This is a genomic window from Streptomyces albireticuli, assembly GCF_002192455.1.
Taxonomy (GTDB): domain Bacteria; phylum Actinomycetota; class Actinomycetes; order Streptomycetales; family Streptomycetaceae; genus Streptomyces; species Streptomyces albireticuli_B.
Genome location: NZ_CP021744.1, coordinates 7,366,331 through 7,385,094, shown reverse-complemented (window position 1 = coordinate 7,385,094; position 18,764 = coordinate 7,366,331). Strand labels below are relative to the sequence as shown.

At 75.1% G+C, this 18,764-nt stretch carries 16 protein-coding genes and 1 pseudogene; 8 read left to right on the top strand and 9 right to left on the bottom strand.

The genetic code is table 11. The features are described from left to right. The first annotated feature begins 228 nt into the window (after window positions 1–228). A complete protein-coding gene (locus SMD11_RS31695) occupies window positions 229–1,125 on the top strand; it encodes a trypsin-like serine peptidase (protein ID WP_087929710.1) in 897 nt (298 codons plus the stop codon). A gap of 153 nt (window positions 1,126–1,278) precedes the next feature. Here SMD11_RS31695 and SMD11_RS31690 read toward each other — a convergent pair whose 3' ends face one another. Further along, window positions 1,279–2,481, bottom strand: a complete 1,203-nt coding sequence (locus SMD11_RS31690) for a hypothetical protein (protein WP_087929709.1) — start codon at window positions 2,479–2,481, stop codon at window positions 1,279–1,281. A gap of 201 nt (window positions 2,482–2,682) precedes the next feature. Here SMD11_RS31690 and SMD11_RS31685 point away from each other — a divergent pair, with 201 nt between their 5' ends. The 3 genes from SMD11_RS31685 (at window position 2,683) to SMD11_RS31675 (ending at window position 4,402) form a co-directional block, all read left to right on the top strand. Next, a complete protein-coding gene (locus SMD11_RS31685) occupies window positions 2,683–3,492 on the top strand; it encodes a 3-keto-5-aminohexanoate cleavage protein (protein WP_087930851.1) in 810 nt (269 codons plus the stop codon). A gap of 74 nt (window positions 3,493–3,566) precedes the next feature. After that, complete coding sequence (locus tag SMD11_RS31680; protein WP_372478736.1) at window positions 3,567–4,025, top strand: winged helix-turn-helix transcriptional regulator; 459 nt, start codon at window positions 3,567–3,569, stop codon at window positions 4,023–4,025. Between the two features lie 170 nt (window positions 4,026–4,195). Next, window positions 4,196–4,402 carry a hypothetical protein gene (locus SMD11_RS31675; RefSeq protein ID WP_087929708.1) on the top strand — a complete coding sequence of 69 codons (207 nt, stop codon included), beginning with the start codon at window positions 4,196–4,198 and terminating at the stop codon, window positions 4,400–4,402. 52 nt (window positions 4,403–4,454) lie between these two features. On the opposite strand, the gene SMD11_RS31670 is transcribed toward SMD11_RS31675, so the two are convergent. Continuing rightward, window positions 4,455–5,198 carry a hypothetical protein gene (locus SMD11_RS31670; RefSeq protein WP_087929707.1) on the bottom strand — a complete coding sequence of 248 codons (744 nt, stop codon included), beginning with the start codon at window positions 5,196–5,198 and terminating at the stop codon, window positions 4,455–4,457. Between the two features lie 424 nt (window positions 5,199–5,622). Between SMD11_RS31670 and SMD11_RS31665 the strand changes: the two genes are divergently transcribed. Beyond that, entirely contained in the window at window positions 5,623–6,084 is a 462-nt protein-coding gene (locus SMD11_RS31665; RefSeq protein ID WP_234366255.1) for a nucleoside deaminase, read from the top strand. Window positions 6,085–6,089: 5 nt separating this feature from the next. On the opposite strand, the gene SMD11_RS31660 is transcribed toward SMD11_RS31665, so the two are convergent. Then, the gene (locus tag SMD11_RS31660) at window positions 6,090–6,923 is read right to left on the bottom strand and encodes an ATP-grasp domain-containing protein (protein ID WP_087930849.1); all 834 of its coding nucleotides are present in this window, start codon (window positions 6,921–6,923) and stop codon (window positions 6,090–6,092) included. Window positions 6,924–6,943: 20 nt separating this feature from the next. After that, window positions 6,944–7,840 (bottom strand): ATP-grasp domain-containing protein, encoded by an 897-nt coding sequence (locus tag SMD11_RS31655; RefSeq protein WP_087929705.1) that lies wholly within the window; start codon window positions 7,838–7,840, stop codon window positions 6,944–6,946. Window positions 7,841–8,150: 310 nt separating this feature from the next. On the opposite strand from SMD11_RS31655, the gene SMD11_RS31650 reads away from it, so the two are divergent. Together SMD11_RS31650 and SMD11_RS31645 are read left to right on the top strand one after the other, a co-directional pair. Continuing rightward, on the top strand, window positions 8,151–8,639 hold the full coding sequence (locus SMD11_RS31650) for a glutathione peroxidase (protein WP_087929704.1): 489 nt from the start codon (window positions 8,151–8,153) through the stop codon (window positions 8,637–8,639). A 199-nt stretch (window positions 8,640–8,838) separates the two neighbouring features. Then, window positions 8,839–11,318 (top strand): annotated as a pseudogene (locus SMD11_RS31645) (SpoIIE family protein phosphatase). A 27-nt stretch (window positions 11,319–11,345) separates the two neighbouring features. Here SMD11_RS31645 and SMD11_RS31640 read toward each other — a convergent pair. The 3 genes from SMD11_RS31640 to SMD11_RS31630 form a co-directional block, all read right to left on the bottom strand. After that, entirely contained in the window at window positions 11,346–12,968 is a 1,623-nt protein-coding gene (locus tag SMD11_RS31640) for an alpha/beta hydrolase (RefSeq protein WP_087929703.1), read from the bottom strand. Window positions 12,969–12,990: 22 nt separating this feature from the next. Continuing rightward, window positions 12,991–14,439, bottom strand: a complete 1,449-nt coding sequence (locus SMD11_RS31635; protein WP_087929702.1) for an MFS transporter — start codon at window positions 14,437–14,439, stop codon at window positions 12,991–12,993. Between the two features lie 87 nt (window positions 14,440–14,526). After that, the gene (locus SMD11_RS31630) at window positions 14,527–15,987 is read right to left on the bottom strand and encodes an MFS transporter (RefSeq protein ID WP_087929701.1); all 1,461 of its coding nucleotides are present in this window, start codon (window positions 15,985–15,987) and stop codon (window positions 14,527–14,529) included. A 165-nt stretch (window positions 15,988–16,152) separates the two neighbouring features. Here SMD11_RS31630 and SMD11_RS31625 point away from each other — a divergent pair, with 165 nt between their 5' ends. Continuing rightward, window positions 16,153–16,584, top strand: coding sequence for a winged helix-turn-helix transcriptional regulator (locus SMD11_RS31625; protein ID WP_087929700.1), 432 nt, complete (start codon window positions 16,153–16,155; stop codon window positions 16,582–16,584). 37 nt (window positions 16,585–16,621) lie between these two features. On the opposite strand, the gene SMD11_RS31620 is transcribed toward SMD11_RS31625, so the two are convergent. Then, entirely contained in the window at window positions 16,622–17,905 is a 1,284-nt protein-coding gene (locus SMD11_RS31620; RefSeq protein WP_234366254.1) for a sensor histidine kinase, read from the bottom strand. Further along, window positions 17,902–18,642: a hypothetical protein gene (locus SMD11_RS31615; RefSeq protein WP_087929699.1), complete on the bottom strand. Its 741-nt coding sequence runs from the start codon at window positions 18,640–18,642 to the stop codon at window positions 17,902–17,904. The genes SMD11_RS31620 and SMD11_RS31615 overlap by 4 nt, the downstream gene beginning before the upstream one ends. Window positions 18,643–18,764: the final 122 nt, after the last annotated feature.

Genomic DNA, 18,764 nt, shown 5'->3' with positions numbered 1-18,764 from the left:
CTCCTCACCCTCGACACATCTCTGTGTGATCGCCCGATAACTCGTTGCCACGGATGCAGCATGGCACCCCCGCGCACCGGAGGCGAGGGCAGGTGTCGGACAGCCGTCGCCGCGCGGTGTGCGCGGGCGCGGGCAACCCCGCCGTCCGGGGCACCGTCTCCCCCGGGTGGAACACGTCTTCCCCAGGCGTGTACTGACGCCCCTTCACATAAGGAGGAACACCCTCGTATGCGTGGTTCGATACTGCTCCGCAGGCTGTCCGCCGTCGCTCTCGCCTCGCTGGCGGCGGTCGGTGCGGCGCCCTCCTTGGCCACGGCCGCCGCACCCGCCTCCCCGGCCCCTGAGGTGGCCGAGGTGACGTACACGGCGAAGGAGCGGAAGGACGCGCTGGCCTACTGGACGGCGGCGCGGATGAGGAAGGTGAGCGAGAGCGTGGACCTGGGCCCCACGGGGCCGTTGACGAAGGAGTGGCGGGGCGCGCCGGTGAAGACGGTCGGCCGGCTCTTCTTCGTCAACGCGGACGGTGCCGACACCTGGTGCACGGCCACGGCGGTGAAGAGCGGCAACCGCTCCGTCGTGATGGCCGCCGGTCACTGCGTGCGGCGGGGCGCCTCCCCCTTCAACACCTACATGGACCTCGTCTTCGTGCCCGGCTACGCCAAGGGCTCCCGGCCGTACGGGGCCTTCCCGGTGCGGGCCACGGTGACGCCGAAGTCCTGGGCCGAGGAGTCGCGGACCGACATCGCGGCGCTGACCGTGGACCCGGTCGGCGGCAGGCGTCTGACGGACGTGGTCGGCGGCCAGCCTGTGGGCTTCGACCGGGCGCCCGCCGGCGCGGTGACGTCCTTCGGCTACCCCGCGACGCACCCGCAGCGCGGCGAGGAGCTGCTCCACTGCTCGGGCCCGGCCGAGGCCGCCCCGGACGACGAGTGGCGGATGCCGTGCGACATGTCGGGCGGCGCGAGCGGCGGTCCGTGGCTCGCGGACTTCGACGCGAGGAGCGGTCTCGGCACGCTGGTGTCGGTCAACAGCCACGGTGACGCGCTGGACGGCAGCACGACGATGTCCGGCCCGGCGCTGGGGGCGGCGGCGCGGCAGGTGTACGAACGGGCGCAGCGGGTCTGAGCCGTTCCGCGGGATCCACGGCCGCCGGGGCCACGTGCCGGAGGATCCGGGCCCGGGGCCCGTCCGGCCAGGCCACCGGCGAGGAGGGCCGGCCTTCGTGGGAAGAGAGCCGGTCCTCGCCGGAGGGCGGTCAGCCCTCGCGAGAAGACGGGGTCAGTCCTCGTAGTTCGTGAGGACGCAGCCCTTCACCACCGCCTTCTCCAGGCGGTACCCCTCCGGCGCGGTGAAGCCCGGCCGGCAGTTCAGGTGGAGGAACTGCTGCTGGTACAGGCCGTGCCGGGAGGCCTGGTCATTGGTCTCGACGGCGATGTCGGTGCCGATGAGCACCTTGCTGCGGGTGGCCCTGATCCGGCCGTTCTCCTTGAGCTCCGCCAGCTGGGCGGCCTTCTCCCGGTTCTGGAAGGCGAGCATGTCGTGGACGGTGTCGAGCCAGACCAGGCCGTGGGCGCGGCGGGCGCCGCCGGGCTCGCCGCAGATGCCGCGCTCGCGGACGCCCCACGCCTTGTGGTCGCCCTCGACGGCGGGCAGGTAGTCGATGGAGCGGATGGACACGGTCTCGGGGTCGGTGGTGAAGCGGGAGCAGTCGACGCTGTGCTCGACGAGCTTCCTGAGCCCGGTGAGGCTGCCCGCCGAGGGCAGGCCGAGGCTCGCGCCCGGGGCGCGGCTCGGCAGGGGCCGCGCGGACTCGCCGCGTTCCTTGCCCTCTTCCTCCGGGGTCTGGTGGTTGACGCTGCCCTTGCCGTCGTCGCTGTTGACGAAGTCGCTGAGGACGCAGTGTTCGACGAGCGCCTTCTCCTTCTTGTAGCCCTTGGGGACCCCGAAACCGGCGTTGCAGGTGAGGATCCGCAGCCCGGACTCGGCGAGGGCCACGGCCGTCTCCGTCCGGCTGGGGACGACCACCAGGTTCCCGCCGACGAAGACCCTGCTGAACAGGCCGTACGTGGGCTCGTCCGCCCGGTTCCGGTCCATGACGCGCTGCTTGTACGCCTCCTGGAAGGCCTTCATGTCCGAGGTCAGGTAGAGGGTGATGCCCTCGCGCCCGTCCCGGTCGGCGCACACGCCCCGCTCGGTCACGGACCAGGCGCCGACGGCCGTCAGGGGCGTGCGGGGCAGGCGCTTGTCCTCGGGGCTCGCGCTCATGTTCTCGCAGGGGGCGTACTGCTGGACGTACTTCTGCGCCTCGGCGAGGGTGCTGACCTCGGTCGGGCCGGGCAGGGCGCCGGGGCCGCGCGGGGGTGCCGTGGCCGCGCCCGCCGCGCCGCCCCGGCCGCCCTCCCGCTCGCCGTCCTCGCACGCCGTGAGGGTGGCGAGCGCCGTAAGTACCGCCGCCGTGGCGAGTATTCGCTTGATGCGCATGTGGTGCTTTCGTCGGTGGGGAAGCCGCCCCGCGCGAGACCCGGGCCAGCATGTCGTGCGCATGCTAATGCGCGATCAGGAGCGGTGTGCGCGCACCGCCGCGCGGACGGCCCCCGCTCCCACATCGGGTCCACGAGTCCACGGGAGGCGCCCCGGGCCGCCGGTGGGCGGTTGTCAGTGCCACCTGCCACCATGATCATCATGTTGCAGGTTTGCCTGAACGGCTCCCGAAACCGGGTCGACCACCCGGCCCTCCCCGTCGCGGCCGCCGAGCTCGCCGAGGCGGCGCGCGCCGCGGTGGCCGCCGGCGCGGAGGACGTCCATCTGCACCCCCGGTCGGCCGGCGGCGCCGGCACCCTCGACCCCGGCGCCGTCGCCGAGGCGCTGCTGGCCGTACGGGCCGCCGTGCCCGGTGTGCCCGTCGGCGTCACCACGTCCGCCCGGACCGCGCCCGACGCGCGGCGGCGGGCCGAGCTGGTGCGGGCCTGGCCGGTCCTGCCCGACCACGCCTCGGTCGACTGGCACACGGACGGCGCCGATCTGGTGGCCCGCGCCCTGTGGGAGCGGGGCGTCGGCATCGAGGCCGTCATCCGCTCCGGCACGGACGCCCTGGACCGCTTCCGCACCTCCCCCTTCGCCGGCCGGATCCTGCGCGTCCGCGCCGAGGTCGCCGACACCGAGCCGCTGACGGCCCTGGCGTCCGCCACCGCCCTGCTGCGCGCGCTCCGGCCGGGGCTCAAGGCGCCCGTACTGCTGCACGGCGAGGACGGCGGCGCCTGGCCCGTGCTGCGCCGGGCGACCGCGCTCGGGCTCGACCGGCGGGTCGGCATGGAGGACGTGACGCACACGCCGGACGGCCGCCCCGCCGCGGACAACGCCGCGCTCGTCCGGGCCGCGCTCGCCGTTCCCGGCGTGAACAGGCCCTACGCGCGCGGCCCCCGGCCGCTGGCGTGGTCGGCGCCGCGCGCCTCGCGCTTCACCTGGGACGCCGGGCGGAAGTGCGGCGTGTAGCCGGGAGACACGGGTTGGAATCCTGGATTCACCTTGTCCCCAAGGGTTGGGGATGCAAAACGGGCTGCTTTACGATGGGGGCCATGACGACATCGCGCCCCTGTTCGATCGCCGACGCGCTCGGCGTGGTCGGCGAGAAGTACTCCCTGCTGGTGCTGCGCGAGGTCTTCTTCGGCGTCCGGCGCTTCGACGCCATCGCGCGGAACACCGGAGCCCCCCGCGACATCCTCGCCTCCCGGCTGCGCCGCCTGGTCGAGGCGGGCGTGCTGGAGAAGGTGCCGTACAACGAACGCCCGGCGCGCTTCGAGTACTGCCCGACGCCCTCCGGGTACGACCTGCGGCCGGTCCTCCTCATGCTGATGCGCTGGGGCGACCGTCATCTCGCGGAGCTGGCGCCGACCGTCTTCGAGCACTCCTGCGGCTCCGACCTCGACCCCGCCGTCGTCTGCCGGTGCTGCGGCGAGGAGATCGACAGCGCCTCCATCACACCCCGCTTCCAGGTCCCGGGCTGGACGGTCGAGGGCGCGGCCTGAGGCCCTCGCCGCCGCCACCCGACACCCCGTCACCAGCCGTCGCCACGGCCACTCCCGGCGCGCCGACCGGCGTGGACGGCGGGTAAGACGGGCCTTCCCGCCCGGCGCCGACCGGCCGGTTCTCCCCTAGACTTGAGGCATTCCGTGCGCCAGGTCATCCGGGGGCTGTCGTGAGCGTGTTCGCCGAGGCGATGCGGCAGCGGGTACGTGACGCGCGGGCCGCGCTGGCCCTGGCGCGCGCGGAGGGTGACGCCTACGGCACGGCCGTGGCGGCGGACGAGCTGGACGACGCCCTGCGGACGGCGCTCCGGCACGGCGTGGACCCCGACGCTCCGGAATCCCCCGACGGCGGCGAGGCGTCAGCCGGTCGCGCGTAGCCCACGCCCGGCGCTGCCGGTTCAGAGGTCGTTGCCCACGCGCGATGCCCGCTCACCAGCCCACCGCCAGCGTCAGCAGGAGGGCGACGAGGCCGCAGAAGCCGTAGCCGAGGTAACGGTGCGCGCGGACGGGGGCCGGCCCGCGCACGGCCCCGCCGAGCCGGTCCAGGGCGGCGATCAGGGGCCGGTTGAGGCGGTGTTCGATCCGATCGGGGACGCGCCGCCGGAAGCGCACCCGTCCGACGAGGCGGGTGGACGGGCGTGACGTCGCCGCCTTGCCCGGGTGCGAGGACGTGGCCGAAGACGCGCTGGAGGGGCTCGGCGAAGGAGGTCGCGGTGTACGCCGTCCGGGCCGTGGGGCGCCACCCCCGCGGTCCCACAGCTTGCGGCCGCGGCGCGCGGCGACGCGGACGAGGGCGAGGGCCGCGAGGAGCCCCACGGCGAGGGCGCCGGCGGCCGGCACCGGGCGGGGGTGCGGCATGGTGGCCACCGTGCGCCGCTGCGGCTCGGACGTGTTCCGGGTCACCGGGCCGGTGACCGGGGCGACGTCGGCGTGGCGCGGTGAGGTCAGCATGGCGGCGGCCACCGTGCACCGCGGCAGCCCGGACGTGTTCCGGGTCACCGGGCCGGTGACAAGGGCGACGTCGGCGTGGCGTGATGACGCGGCGAGCCGCGCTCCGTACCGCTCCGCGTCGTGGACGGGGCCGAAGGCCGCGGCGGTCCCGGTCTCGCGGCCGTCGCACGAGCCGGCGTCCACGCACCGGACCTGTACCGGGCCGCCGAGCGCGGCGGCCACGCGCGGGCGTCCCCCGGCCGGGCACGGCGGGGCGTCCTCCGCCGTGCCCGGCCGGTGTCACGGATCGTGCGCGGCAGGCTCATGCGGTCTCCTCCGCCCGGCGGCGTGCGGCCTCGCGAAGGTGCGGCGGCCGTCTCCCGCCGTCACAGCGCGGCATCGCGCCAGGAGACGGCCGCCGGTCGGTGCAGCCCTGTCGTCGAGGACCGGTCTGTGTGGTGAACGGGCCGCCGGGGCGACGGGTTACGCGAAGATCTCCTTAGCATGACATGACGGACTTGTGTGGCGGTTGGGTCGAATCCAGGTACCGCGTACGGCCGTCCCTGCGAGCGGCCCGGGGCGCCGGGAGCGGGCGAACGGCCCGTGGTGGGACCTCCCGGCCGGTTCCCGACGGGCGAGGCGGCCCGGGAGGGGGCAGCATCTCCCCATGACAGATCTCCCCATGACGGATGCTGCACGAGGGATGCTGCGGGTCGCCCTGGAGCAGGCCCGCACCGGGCTCGCCGAAGGAGGGATCCCGATCGGCGCCGCCCTGTTCACGCTGGACGGGCGGCTGCTCGGCGCCGGGCGCAACAGGCGGGTGCAGGACGACGATCCCGCCACGCACGCCGAGACCGCCGCGTTCCGGGCGGCGGGACGGCGGACGGGCTACGGCGGCACCGTGATGGTGACGACGCTGTCGCCGTGCTGGTACTGCTCCGGACTGATCCGCCAGTTCGGCATCGGCCATGTGGTGATCGGCGAGGCCACGACATTCTCCGGCGCCCACGAGTGGCTGGCGGACGCCGGTGTCCATCTGCTGGTCCTCGACGACGAGGAGTGCGCGGAGCTGATGCGCGGGTTCGTCCGCGACCGTCCCGAGCTGTGGCGGGAGGACATCGGCGCCTGAGCGGCTCAGACGGCGACCGGCACCCGCGGGGCGTGGGCGCCCCCGGCCGTGCGCAGGGCGAGGGCGGCCAGCGCCTCGGGGGCGCCCTCCCTCCCGCGGATGCCGGGGAAGGCGTTGACGTCGACGATCAGCGGCCGGCCGGCCACGTCGAGGAGGTCGACGCCGTACACGTCCAGGGCGAAGGCCTCGCCGGCGCCCCGCACGGCGTCCAGCCAGGACGCGGGCAGGTCGCCGGCGGTGAGCGGCCGGGTCCCGCCGGGTACGGGGGTGGCCAGCTCGGAGCGGCGGAGACCGGCGAAGACGCGGTCCCCGACGACCCAGAGCTTGTGGTCCCAGCCGCTGTTCGCGGAGAACGGCTGGACGACCACCGGCTCGTCGGCCCAGCGCCCGGCCAGCGCCCGCAGCGCGGCCGCGTCGTCGGCGCGGGCCACCAGGTCGTGGCGGCGGCTGTGGCGGCTCTTGACGACCACGGGGTACGCCGGGGCGCCTCGGTCCAGGAGGTGCGCGAGCGTGGGCGCCGTGTCGGTCGTGACGAACGGGAGCCCGGCCCGCAGGGCGGTCTCCGCCATGGCGGTGCGGTCCTGGACGAGCGCGGTGGCGGCCGCCGAGTTCAGCACGGGCGCGCCGAGCTCCTCCAGGCGCCGGGCGTGGGCGAGGGCCCGCGGGGTGCGGGTCTTGAGCAGGTAGACGTCGGCGAGGCCCTGGGGCGCGAGCGCCGGGTCCGGTGTCCCGGGGTCGTCGGGGTCCTGCCACTCCACCTGGTGGCGCGGGGTCAGCAGGGCGGTGGCGGCGGCCAGCAGCGGGTGGTCCGGGGCGGGCGTCAGCAGGCAGATCCTCATGCGGTCGGTCACACGCTCGCTCACGCGGCGCCGCCGACCGGGGCGGCCGTCCGGTCCGGCGCGAAGGGGGCCGGGCCCGGTGCGGTCGCGGCCGCGCCGGCGCGGGTCGGGCCGGCGTCGGCCAGCCGCAGGATCGCCCACGCCACCCGGGCCACGGCGTCGGGCACCTGACGGAAGCTCGGGAAGTCGTTGACGTCCACGAGCACGGGCCCGTCCGGGCCGCGCACGATGTCCAGTCCGTACAGGTCGAGGCCGAAGACGGCGCCGACCTCGGTGGCGATGGCCGCCACCTCGGCGGTGAGCGGCACCTGGCGCTCACGGACCGGCTGCCCGGGGTGCAGCAGGGAGCAGCGCTCGGTCGCGTAGAGCTCGCCGTCGACGCAGTACACCTTGAGGTCGACGCCGGAGTTGGGCACGTAGGGCTGGGCTATCAGCATGCCGCCCATGCCCTCCTCGCCGGCGGTGGGCAGCCGGTCCGGGGACGGCACCAGGCGGACGGCCCGCCCGGAGCTGCCGTCGGCGGGCTTGACGACCAGTGGGTACGCGGCGTCGGGTATCTCCGCGAACTCCTCGGGCCGGGCGGCGGCGTAGGTGACGGGCACCGGCAGGCCGTGGTGTTCCGCGATGACCGCGGCCAGCGCCTTGTCGCGCACCCCGCGGATCGACCGGGCGTCGTTGACGGTGGTCAGGCCGACGTTCGCGGCGGCCTCCAGGAGGGTGAGGCCGGGTCCGCCGGACACCGTCTTGAGCACCCACGCGTCGTGTTCGCCCGCCCGCACGGTCTCCGAAAGCTTCAGGAGCGAGCCCCCGGGGCGGAGCACGTCCACCCGGTGACCCCATGCGGAGAGTTGGCGGATGACGTCCACCGGCATGCCGTCGTGCCGGTACTGCTCCTCCACCAGGAAGCAGATTCTCATTGGTGCATCCTCGTAATCCCCGGACGTCCGCCGATCCCGTCCGGCAGAACTGTGACGGCTCAGGATGTCATGGGCACCAGGGCCGGATCGCCCATGACTGTCTCAATTCCGTAGCAACTCGATCGTAAGTAGTTGGAATTTCTCCGTATCCGACCGACTGGTGCCGGTGTCAGGGGATCTGCGGTACGGCTCATTCACGAGGGTCACCCCACCGGAAACGCGCGGGAAGAGCGGGCCCACCGGGACGGTTGACGAGAACGCGCACGCGTCATGAGCGCGTGTCATCCCATTTCCGCCCGAGGAGTTCCCCATGAGTCTGTACGACATTCCGCTGCGCACCCTCTCCGGCGAGCCCGCTTCCCTGGCCGACCACCGCGGCAAGGCGCTGCTGGTGGTGAACGTGGCGTCCAAGTGCGGGCTCACCCCGCAGTACGAGGGGCTGGAGCGGCTCCAGCAGCGCTACGCCGCGCGCGGCTTCACCGTGCTCGGCTTCCCCAGCAACCAGTTCGCGGGGCAGGAGCCGGGCTCGGCCGAGGAGATCGCGGCCTTCTGCTCGGCGACGTACGGCGTCAGCTTCCCGCTGTTCGAGAAGGCGGACGTCAACGGCGACGGCCGCCACCCGCTGTACACCGAGCTGACGCGGACGCGGGACGCGGCGGGCGAGGCCGGTGACGTCCAGTGGAACTTCGAGAAGTTCCTGCTCTCCCCGGAGGGCGAGATCGTGGGCCGGTTCCGCCCGCGCGTGGAGCCCGAGGCGGACGAGGTCGTCCGGGCCATCGAGGCACAGCTGCCCGCCTGACCTGGCACGGAGCATCCCGGTGACGCGACTGACCAGCGGTCATTCGCGCCACCGGGACGCCCCCGGCGCACGGCCTTGCCCAGCCGACGCGTGGGCGGTCATACCGGTGGGAAAGATAATGAAGGGGGACGGAGGAGACAGCCGGAACGGAGACGGCGGCGGACGGCCCGCCGCGCACCGAGAACCGAGATGAGCGCCGATGGACGCCTATGCCGACCCCCCTGCCCCCGCGGCGGCGGTCCCGGTCGCCGCCGTCGACGCGGCCGGCGCCGTCACCCTCTGGAGCCCCGCCGCCCGGCAGTGGCTCGGCTGGTCCCCCGACGAGATCGTCGGCCGCCCCGCCGCCGGCCTGCTGGCCGCCCCGCTGCCCGGCCCGGCCCGTACCGCCCTGGTCCGGCACCAGGAGTGGAGCGGCACCGTCCGGGCCCGTCACCGGGGTGGCGACACCGTACGGATCCCCGTGCGCGCCTGCCCGTGCCGCAGCGGCCCGGACACCGTGCTGTGGCTGCTCCTGGCCCCCGCGCCGGACGGTCGCGACCCCCGGGCGGAACCGGCTGATCCGCTCCGGGAATGGGCGTACACCCAGTCCCCCATCGCGGCCTCCGTCTACGACCACGAGAATCGTCTCGCGGGCGCCAACGACGAAATGATCCGTATCTCCGGCCGCCCGGAGAGGGAGATTCTGGGGCTGCGCCTCGCGGAGATCCACCCCGGCCCGCCGTTCGAGGAATTCGGCCGGATGATGGACGAGGTCCTGCGCACCGGCGAGCCCATCCGCACGGACGCCTATTTCCGGGCGCCCGGCGAATCCCGCGAACGCGCCTGGGCCTCCTTCTTCACCCCGCTCAAGGACGCCGCGGGCACGGTGCGCGGGGTGTCCCTCGCGGCACTCGACCGCACCGAGCAGTACTGGGCCCGGAAACGGCTGGCGCTGGTGAACGACGCGGGGGCGCGGATCGGCACCACCTTGGACGTGACCCGCACCGCCGAGGAGCTGACGGAGGTCACCACCGGCGGTTTCGCCGACTTCACCGGCGTCGACCTCCTGGAGTCCGTCGCCCAGGGCGACGAACCCCGCCGCGACGACGACACGGGCGCCGCCACGCTGCGCCGCGCCGCCGCCCGCCGCTCCTCCGGCGCCCCCGTGACGGGCGCGGCCGGCCCGGGCGCCGCGCACACCTATCCGCCGCACTCGCCACCGGCCCGCGCCCTGGCCTCCGGCCTGCCGTGCCTGCGCCACGCCGACGACCCGGCGCTGCGCGCCTGGCTGGCGGGCACCCCCGCGCTCCCCGACGACGTCCTGGCCCGGGGCGTCTGGTCCGTCCTCGCCGTGCCGCTGAGCGCGCGCGGCACCGTGCTCGGGGTGGTCACGTTCGTCCTCCACCGGGGCCCCGGCGCGGTCGGCGCGTTCGACCCCGCCGAGGGCGCCGACGCGGGCTTCGACGCCGACGACGTGCTGCTCGCCGAGGAGATCGCCGCCCGGGCCGGCACCTGCCTCGACAACGCCCGGCGGTACGCCCTGGAGCGCGAGGTCGCGCTCACCCTCCAGCGCAACCTGCTGCCCAGCCGGCTGCCCGAACAGGGCGCGGTCGAGGTCACCTCCCGGTATCTGCCCGCCGGCTCCCAGGCCGGCATCGGCGGCGACTGGTTCGACGTGATCCCGCTGTCCGGGGCCCGCGTCGCGCTCGTCGTCGGCGACGTCGTGGGCCACGGCCTCCAGGCCTCCGCCGTCATGGGCCGGCTGCGCGCCGCCCTGCGCACCCTCGCCGACCTCGACCTGGCGCCCGACGAGCTCCTCACCCATCTGGACGACCTGGTGATCCAGCTGGCGCAGGACCAGGCGGTGGAGGCCGCGGGACCCGGCGCGCACGCCGTCCGGGAGACGGGCGCGACCTGCCTGTACGTGGTGTACGACCCGGTGTCCCGGCGGTGCGTCATGGCCCGGGCGGGCCATCCGGCGCCCCTGCTGGTCACCCCGAGGGCGCCGCCCGCTATCTGGACATCCCGAGCGGTCCCCCGCTCGGCCTGGGCGGGCTGCCCTTCGAGTCCGCCGAGCTGGAGCTGCCGGAGGGCAGCCTGCTGGCGCTCTACACCGACGGGCTCGTCGAGGGGCGCGACCACGACATCGGCGCCGGCCTGGAGACGCTGCGCGGGACCCTGTCCGGGCCGGCCGCGCCGCTGGAGTCCACCTGTGACGCCGTGCTCGCCGCGCTGCTGCCCGACCGGGCGGAGCGGCCCGCCGACGACATCGCGCTGCTGCTCGCCCGCACCCGCTCCCTGGGCTCCGCGCACGTCCGCGACTGGGAGCTGCCCGCCGACCGGGCCGCCGTCGCCGACGCCCGCAAGCGCGCCTCGGAACAGCTGGCCGCGTGGGGGCTGGAGGAGCTGTCGTTCACCACCGAACTGGTCGTCAGCGAGCTGGTGACCAACGCCGTGCGGTACGCCTACGCGCCCATCCGGCTGCGGCTGATCCGCGACGTCGCCGCGCTGATCTGCGAGGTGTCGGACGCCAGCAGCACCTCGCCGCGGATGCGGCGGGCCCGGGTGTTCGACGAGGGCGGCCGGGGCCTGCTGCTGGTCGCCCAGCTCACCGAGCGCTGGGGAACCCGGTTCACTGCCGACGGCAAGACGATCTGGGCCGAGCAGGCGCTGCCGGCCGCCCCCGGGACGCCGGACTGACCGTTGGCGCCCGCCCGGCGCCTCCGGTCAGGTGCACCGGGTGCCGTCCCGCGGCAGGGTGCCGTCCAGCAGGAACGCGTCGATGCGCTCGTTGACGCAGGCGGCGTCCGCGGAGCCGTAGACGCTGTGCCCGCCGCCCGGGTCCGTCATGGTGACCGCCGCCGGGCCGACCGCCCGGGCCATCCGGGGCAGCCAGTCGACCGGGGTGGCCGGGTCGTACTCGCTGGTGTGCATGAGGATCTTCGGGGCGCCGGGGGCGCCGACGTCGCGGGCGGCGTCGTCGCCGGCCCCGGGCCAGCCGGTGCACAGGGCCATGCCCGCGGCCATGGACGGGCCGAACACGGGCGAGGCCCGGACGAAGTCGTCGTAGGCGTCGAGGACGTCCTCGGTGCGGTACCGGCCGGCGGTGTCGGCGCAGTTGATGGCGGTCAGCGCGTCGTCGGAGTTGTCGTACCTGCCGTCCGCGCCCTTGCCGTCGGCGCGCTCGGCGGCGGCGCGGGCCATCGTGGCGGACTCGCCGGGGCGCACGTGGTGGACGAGGGCGGCCAGCAGGTTCGGCACCTCGGGCAGCCCGGCCCGGGAGCGCAGCAGGCCCATGGTCTCGGCGACGGCGGTGTCGCGGTCGAGCCGCCGGCCGTCGGGCCAGTCGCGCGGCTCGTCGTCGAGCTCGTCGAAGGCCTCCTCGATCTCCTCCATGGCGTCGTCGGTGTCGGCGCCGAGCACACAGTCCTCGTCGCCCTTCCGGGTGCAGGTGTCGACGGCGTGGCGCAGCGCCTTGTGGTAGGCGGCCGTCTGGGCGAGCGTCGTCTCCTTCATGTCGGGGGCCGGTTCGTCGACGCCGTCCATGACCATCCGGCCGACCTTGCCGGGGAAGTGGTGGGCGTAGACCGCGCCGAGCCGGCTGCCGTAGGAGTAGCCGAGGTAGTGCAGCCGGTCCTCGTCCAGGGCGGCGCGCAGCACGTCCAGGTCGCGGGCGGTGTTGACGGTGCCGACGTACGGCAGGACGCTGCCGGGCTCGGTGCGGCAGCGCTTGAGGGCCTTCTCCTGGGCGGCGAGGTAGTCGGCCATGCCGGCGCGGCTGGTGCCGTCCTCGCCGGTGCGGCGGGGGTCGCGGTCGTCGTCGCAGCGGACCGGGGAGCTGGCGCCGACGCCGCGCGGGTCGAAGGTGACCAGGTCGTAGCGGGTCCCGGCCTTGCTGAAGCCGTCGGGGCCGTAGGCCGTGAGCTGTTTGAGGCCGGACTCTCCGGGGCCGCCGAAGTTCACCACGAGGGAGCCGGCCCGGTGGTCCTGGTCCCGGGTGCGGTAGCGCATGACCGCGAGCCGCAGTTCGCCCTTGCCGGGGTCGGCGTAGGTGTACGGGACCTTGAGCCAGCCGCACTCGGCCCGGGTGTCGGACTTGTCCGTCTCCCGGTCGACCTCCCGGTCGCGCTCCTGGGCGCAGGGCTTCCAGGAGACGCTCTGCTCGTAGTAGGAGTCGGTGTCCGGCCCGGCGGCCGCCTTCTCGTCGGGACCGGCGCAGCCGGCGAGGCCTTGGGCCAGCACGGTGGCGGCGGCGAGCGGCAGGGAGACCGTGGCGGCGCGGGGCAGGCGCGGGCGGGGTCCGGGGCCGGACAGGAGGGGGATCCGGGGCCGGCGGTGTACGGGCGTCATGTCGCGGACGGTAGTTCGCCGTTCAGCGCCCGGCTTTCCGGGAAGGGCGTCCGGGTGACGACGCGCGGCGCAGGGGTGGGCGGGCCGCCGCCAGGACGAGGAGGGCGACGCACAGCAGGGCCGCGAGGGTCAGGCGGGGGCCGCCGGTGCCGGAGTGGTGGAGAGTCAGGGTGACGAGCGCGATGCCGAGCGCGGTGCCCAGGCCCCGGACCATGTTGACCAGGCCGCCGCCGGTGCCGGCCGAGCGCGCCGGGAAGGCCCGCATGATCAGGGCGTTGTTGGCGGGGGTGTAGGTGCCGAGGCCCAGGCCCAGCAGGAGCAGCAGCGGCACCAGGGCCGGGGCCCGCAGGGGCAGGGCGAGCATCGCGGCCAGGGCGCAGGCGGCCGCGCCCGCGCCGAGGGCGCAGCGCGACCGGTCGGAGAGGCGGGCGGGGAGCAGCCGCTCGGCGCAGGTGGCGGCCAGGGCGAAGCCGGCGGGCAGCGCCGTGAGGACGAGTCCGGCGTGCAGCTCGGAGGCTCCGGCGTCGGTCAGCACGAGGGGGACGAGGACCAGGGGGCCGAAGAGCACCAGGTAGTCGCCGAGGGCGCCGGCGAGGCCGGTGGCGACGGCCGGTTCCCGCAGCGGCGCCGGGTCGACCAGAGGGTTCGTGGCGTGCCGCTGGCGCCGGACGAAGCCCCAGCCGGCGGCCACCGCGACGGCGAAGAGCGCGACGGTGACGGCGGTGGGCGCGCCCAGGCCGGAGAGGGCGGACAGGCCCAGCAGGAAGCCGGTCGTGGCGGTGGCGAGGAGGACGGGGCCGGCCGGGTCCAGTCCGGTGACCCGGCTGCGGCCGCGGGTGCGCGGCAGCAGGTACTGGCCGGCGATCAGGGCGACGATCCCGACGGGGACGTTGATGGCGAAGACCCAGCGCCAGCCGAGCGAGGCCACGATGACGCCGCCGAGGGTGGGGCCGAGGGCGAGCCCGAGGGCCTGCGCGGCGGCCTGCACGCCGAGCGCGGCGCGCAGGTGGCCGCGGGGCGCGCTGGTGGTGACCAGGGCGACGCTGTTGGCCTGGAGCATGGCGGCGCCGACGGCCTGGGCCACCCGGCAGCCGACCAGGGCGGCGAGCGAGGTGGCGAGGCCGCAGGCGGCGGAGGCGGCGGTGAAGACGAGGAAGCCGTAGAGGTAGCAGAGCTTGCGGCCGTGGGCGTCGGAGAGCCGTCCCACGGGCACGAGCAGGGCGACGAGGGTGAGCAGGTAGGCGAGGGAGACCCATTCGACGGCGGCCAGCGTGGCGTGGAACTCGGTGCGGAGGCTGCCGTACGTCAGGGTGACGATGCTGGCGTCCAGCTGGCCCATGAAGGCGCCGAAGCAGACCGTGCCGACGGCCAGTTTCCAGCCGTTCCCGCTCCGCCGTATCCGCTCCGGTCTGGCCCGCTCCTCCACCAGGGCCGCGGGCCAGGTCCGGTGCCGTCGGGGAAGCGGTGACATGGGGCGGGCCGTCTCCGTCCTGACGTCGGCTGCGGACACGGCGAGGCTACACCGGAGGCCGCGGCCCTTCTCGCCGAGCGCCTGGACTCACGGCGTCCGGGGGTCCGCCTTCTCCTCGGTGGGGGCGCGACGGGTCCGCAGTCCGGACGCACCGGCGAGCACGGCGAGGAGGGCGGCTCCCAGCGGGACGAGCAGGGCGGCGTGGTGGCCGGCGAGCCGGTCCCCGGGCGTCCCGCCCTCCCCCGCGACGGCGGTCTGCACGGCCGTCACCGCCGAGAGGCCGAGCGCGGCACCGAACTGGAAGGAGGTGTACAACAGGCCACCGGCGAGGCCCTGTTCCTCCTCGTCGACCCCGTCGGTCGCGACGATGACGAGCGGGCCGTAGACCAGCGAGAAGGCCACGCCCAGCAGGATCATGGTCGGGAACATCGCGGCGTACGACCAGTCGGCGCCGACCGGCAGGAACAGCGCGTAGGCCAGTGCGGTCAGCAGCAGGCCGCCGAAGATGACCCGGGCGTTGCCGAAGCGGGCGACGAGCCGGGGGGTGAGGAGGGGTGAGAGCACCGCGTCGGCGCCGATCGCGAGCAGGGCGAAGCTCGTCTGGAGCGTGGACCAGCCGCGCAGTTCCTGGAGGTAGAGCACGGCGACGAACTGGAAGCCGAAGAAGCTCCCGGAGAACAGCAGCCCGACGAGGTTGGCGCGGACGAGCGAGGGGGTGCGGAAGATGCCGAGGCGCACCAGGGGCGTCGCCGACCTGCGCTCGATCAGGACGAACAGGCAGAGCAGCGCGAGGCCCGCGAGGGCCGTGCCGAGCGTCCGGGCGGCGGAGACGTGGGCGGCGCGTTCGACCGTGGTCACCAGCAGCAGGATCGCCGCCGTCACGCTGAGCGCGCCGGCCAGGTCGGCGCCCCGGCCGGCGCGGTCGGGGCGCTCGTCCTCGGGGACGACGGCCATGGCGGTGAGGAGGATGAGCAGGGCGAGGGCGACGGGGGCGAAGAACACCCACCGCCAGTGCAGCGCGGTGAGCAGTCCGCCGGCGACCAGGCCGATGGAGAAGCCGCCGGCGGCGGTGCCGGAGTAGATGAGGAGCGCCTTGTCGCGCCGGGGTCCCTCGGCGAAGTTCGTGGTGATGAGGGACAGTCCGGCGGGTGTCATGAAGGCCGCGGCCACGCCGGTCACGAGCCGGGCGGCGATGAGGGTCCACCCTTCGGTCGCGAAGCCGCCGAGGCCGGAGAAGAGCACGAAGACGGCGAGCGGGACGAGGAACATCCGGCGCCGGCCGAAGAGGTCGGCGGCGCGCCCGCCGAGCAGCATGAAGCCGCCGTAGCCGAGCACGTAGGCGCTCATGACCCACTGCAACTGCCCGGTGGACAGGCCCAGATCGGCCCGTATCGAGGGCAGGGCCACGTTGAGCATGGCCACGTCGATGCCCTCCAGGAAGACCGCGCCGCTCAGGACGAGCAGCAGCGCCCGGGCGCGGCCGGTGTACTTGGGGGCGCCGGTGCCGCCGGGCGGTGCGGACGGCTCTGCGGTGACGGTGGAAGACATGGGGGACCCCTTGGTCGTCTGAGGAGTGGCCGGTCCGGTGAGGGCGCGGGGCGGGTCCGGACGGGCGTGGGTGCGCCCCGACTCGGCGCGCACGCTGGAGGGTTACGGATCCGCCTGCCGGTTCCCTCTTGTAACCACCGTCATCCTGCGGCACCCTGGACGATCATGGAAGAAGGCACTTCGAAGTCACCGACGCACTGCGTGGATACCGCCCCCTACGACGACTACGACGCCCGCCAGTGGGACACCCGCGAGGGCTGCGAGGTCCGGCAGATCCTCGACCGGGTCGCGGACAAGTGGTCGCTGCTCGTCATCGCCCTGCTGGAGCGCCGGAGCCTGCGCTTCACGGAGCTGCGCCGCGAGGTCGACGGCATCAGTCAGCGCATGCTCACCGTGACACTGCGTCACCTGGAGCGCGACGGGCTGGTGCGGCGCACGGTCCACCCGGTCGTACCGCCGCGGGTGGACTACGCGCTGACGCCCCTGGGGGCGACGCTGCACGACACGATCCAGTCGCTGGTCACCTGGACGGAGGCGCACCAGGGGGAGATCGCGGCGGCCCGGGCGGCGTACGACGAGGCGGCGGCCGGCGCGTGAACCGGCCGGCGGCCGGGCGGGGCGAGGGCCCGCCGGGTCAGCCCTCGGTGTCCTCCGGCAGTACGAGCGTCGTGACGGCGCCACCGTCCGGCGCGTTGGCGAACGTCAGCTCCGCGTCGATCGTCCGGGCCTGGCCGACCGCGATCGTCAGGCCCAGGCCGTGGCCCTTGCCGCCGCCGGACGTCGGCTCCGTGCGGAACCGCTGCGGGCCGTGTTCGAGGAGGTAGCAGGGGTAGCCGGGGCCGTGGTCGCGGACGGTGACCACCGGGCCGTCGACGGTGAGGGTGACGGGCGGGCGGCCGTGCCGGTGGGCGTTGGCGAGGAGGTTGCTCAGCACCCGCTCCAGCCGGCGCCGGTCGGTGACCACGCAGGCGTCCTTGACGATCCGCACCTCGGCCTCCAGGCCGGAGGCGCGTACGGCCCGCTCGGCCAGCTGCCCCAGCTGGTGGGCGTCGAGGTCGGGCCGCTCCGTGAGCGAGTCCAGCCGGGAGATCTCCAGCAGGTCCTCGGTGAGCCGGCGCAGGGCCTGCACCCGGTCGCGGACCAGCTCCGTGGGCCGGCCGGGCGGCAGCAGGTCGGCGGAGGCCTGGAGCCCGGCGAGCGGGGTGCGCAGCTCGTGGGCGACGTCGGCGGTGAACCGCTGCTCGCTCTGGAGCCTGGCCTGGAGGGTGCCCGCCATCGCGTCGAGCGCCTCGGCGACGGCGGCCACCTCGTCCTGCGCCTTGGAGGGGTCGGTGGTGCGCGGGTCGGCGACCCGGGCGTCGAGGTCGCCCGCGCTGATCCGGCGCGCCACGTCGGCGGTGCGGTGCAGGCGGCGGGTGACGCGCGAGACGGCGAAGACGCCCACGAGCAGGGTGCCGCCGATGGCCAGGGCCGAGGAGCCGACGATGGCGCGGTCCAGGCCCTCGATGGTGCCCGCGCTGTGGCGGTAGTCGAACCGGGCCGCGAGCACCCCGCCGTCGGCGGGGCCGGCCGCCCACATGGTGGCGATGCCGTGGTCGTCGCCGAGCGCGGTGCCGCGCTTGCCGCCGAGCGCCATCGTCCGCAGCTTCTCCGGGAGCTCCGGCGGGTTCAGCGTGGCCTGGTGGCGGTTCAGCTCGCCCGCGGCGTAGGCGCGGCCCGCGGAGTCGAGCCGCGAGAGGGCCTCGGCGCGCGCCTGGTGGACGGTCTGCCGGGTGACGATGACATGCACCAGGATGCCGAGCACCGCGGCGACGACACAGCACATCACGGCCAGGAAGAGGGTGAACTTCCCGTACAGCGAGCCGAACCGTGAGACGCGGCGCAGCCGGGGCCGTACCGGGCGCGGGCGGGCGGTCACCGGTGGCGCTCCTGGGCCCGGGGCGACGGGGTGGCGCCGACGCGGCGGATCTCGTCGCTCTTGAACTCCATGTAGCGGCGGTGCGCGTCCCACGCGTAGACCGAGCGCACGGCGTAGTGCGGGGTGCCCGCGGGCTCCCAGACGATCAGGTCGCGGCCGGCGATCTCGATGGACGTGGGCTGCACCACGGTGGCCATGACGCGGGTGAGCCGGCCGCCGGTCACGGTGTAGCAGCGCAGTCCGACGAGGTGGTCGGCCATCTCGATGCCCATGACCAGCTCGTCGTGGCCGTCGCCGGTGAGGTCCCGGTAGACGGGCGGGCGCAGCGGGCAGTCCCGCGTGCGGCCGTCGCAGGTGGCGAGCTTCGCGGCGGTGGCCTCGTCGAGGCCGTCGGCGCCGGTGACGTCGTGCCGGTGCGCGGCGACCTCGGCCTTGATCACGGCGTAGGGGTCCACCTTGCGGATGTCGCCGGAGGGGACGGCGGGGAGGCCGGGGACGTTGGTGGCGCTGTCGTCCTCGTGCTGCTCGCCCGTCGGTGTCGGGGCCGGCGGCCGGTCGGCCCACAGCCGGGACGGGGCGGCCACGGGGGCGGTCGTACCGGCGCTGACCGGCTCCCCCACGCTCGCGCACCCGGTCGCCGCCACCGCGAGCAGCGCGGCCGCCGCGAGCGCCCGGACGGGACGTCGGCGGGCGGGTGCGGCGGTGCGGGTACGGCCGGGCTGGGCGGATCGGGGCACTGCGGTGGTCCAATGTCGTGGCCGGGCGGATGCCCGGCGGCGGGCCCCGTAAGGGGTCGGCATGCACGACCGATGTTAAGCGAGTGGCGGACGACGTCCTCGGGGCCGGGTGGGCGGGCGGC

What these genes read in the sequence shown, in the direction of transcription:
- SMD11_RS31635 (WP_087929702.1), bottom strand. Translation starts at nt 14,439, where the DNA reads ATGTCACCGCTTCCCCGACGGCACCGGACCTGGCCCGCGGCCCTGGTG.
- SMD11_RS31665 (WP_234366255.1), top strand. Translation starts at nt 5,623, where the DNA reads ATGACAGATCTCCCCATGACGGATGCTGCACGAGGGATGCTGCGGGTC.
- SMD11_RS31655 (WP_087929705.1), bottom strand. Translation starts at nt 7,840, where the DNA reads ATGAGAATCTGCTTCCTGGTGGAGGAGCAGTACCGGCACGACGGCATG.
- SMD11_RS31660 (WP_087930849.1), bottom strand. Translation starts at nt 6,923, where the DNA reads ATGAGGATCTGCCTGCTGACGCCCGCCCCGGACCACCCGCTGCTGGCC.
- SMD11_RS31690 (WP_087929709.1), bottom strand. Translation starts at nt 2,481, where the DNA reads ATGCGCATCAAGCGAATACTCGCCACGGCGGCGGTACTTACGGCGCTC.
- SMD11_RS31625 (WP_087929700.1), top strand. Translation starts at nt 16,153, where the DNA reads ATGGAAGAAGGCACTTCGAAGTCACCGACGCACTGCGTGGATACCGCC.
- SMD11_RS31630 (WP_087929701.1), bottom strand. Translation starts at nt 15,987, where the DNA reads ATGTCTTCCACCGTCACCGCAGAGCCGTCCGCACCGCCCGGCGGCACC.
- SMD11_RS31640 (WP_087929703.1), bottom strand. Translation starts at nt 12,968, where the DNA reads ATGACGCCCGTACACCGCCGGCCCCGGATCCCCCTCCTGTCCGGCCCC.
- SMD11_RS31680 (WP_372478736.1), top strand. Translation starts at nt 3,567, where the DNA reads ATGGGGGCCATGACGACATCGCGCCCCTGTTCGATCGCCGACGCGCTC.
- SMD11_RS31695 (WP_087929710.1), top strand. Translation starts at nt 229, where the DNA reads ATGCGTGGTTCGATACTGCTCCGCAGGCTGTCCGCCGTCGCTCTCGCC.
- SMD11_RS31650 (WP_087929704.1), top strand. Translation starts at nt 8,151, where the DNA reads ATGAGTCTGTACGACATTCCGCTGCGCACCCTCTCCGGCGAGCCCGCT.
- SMD11_RS31685 (WP_087930851.1), top strand. Translation starts at nt 2,683, where the DNA reads ATGTTGCAGGTTTGCCTGAACGGCTCCCGAAACCGGGTCGACCACCCG.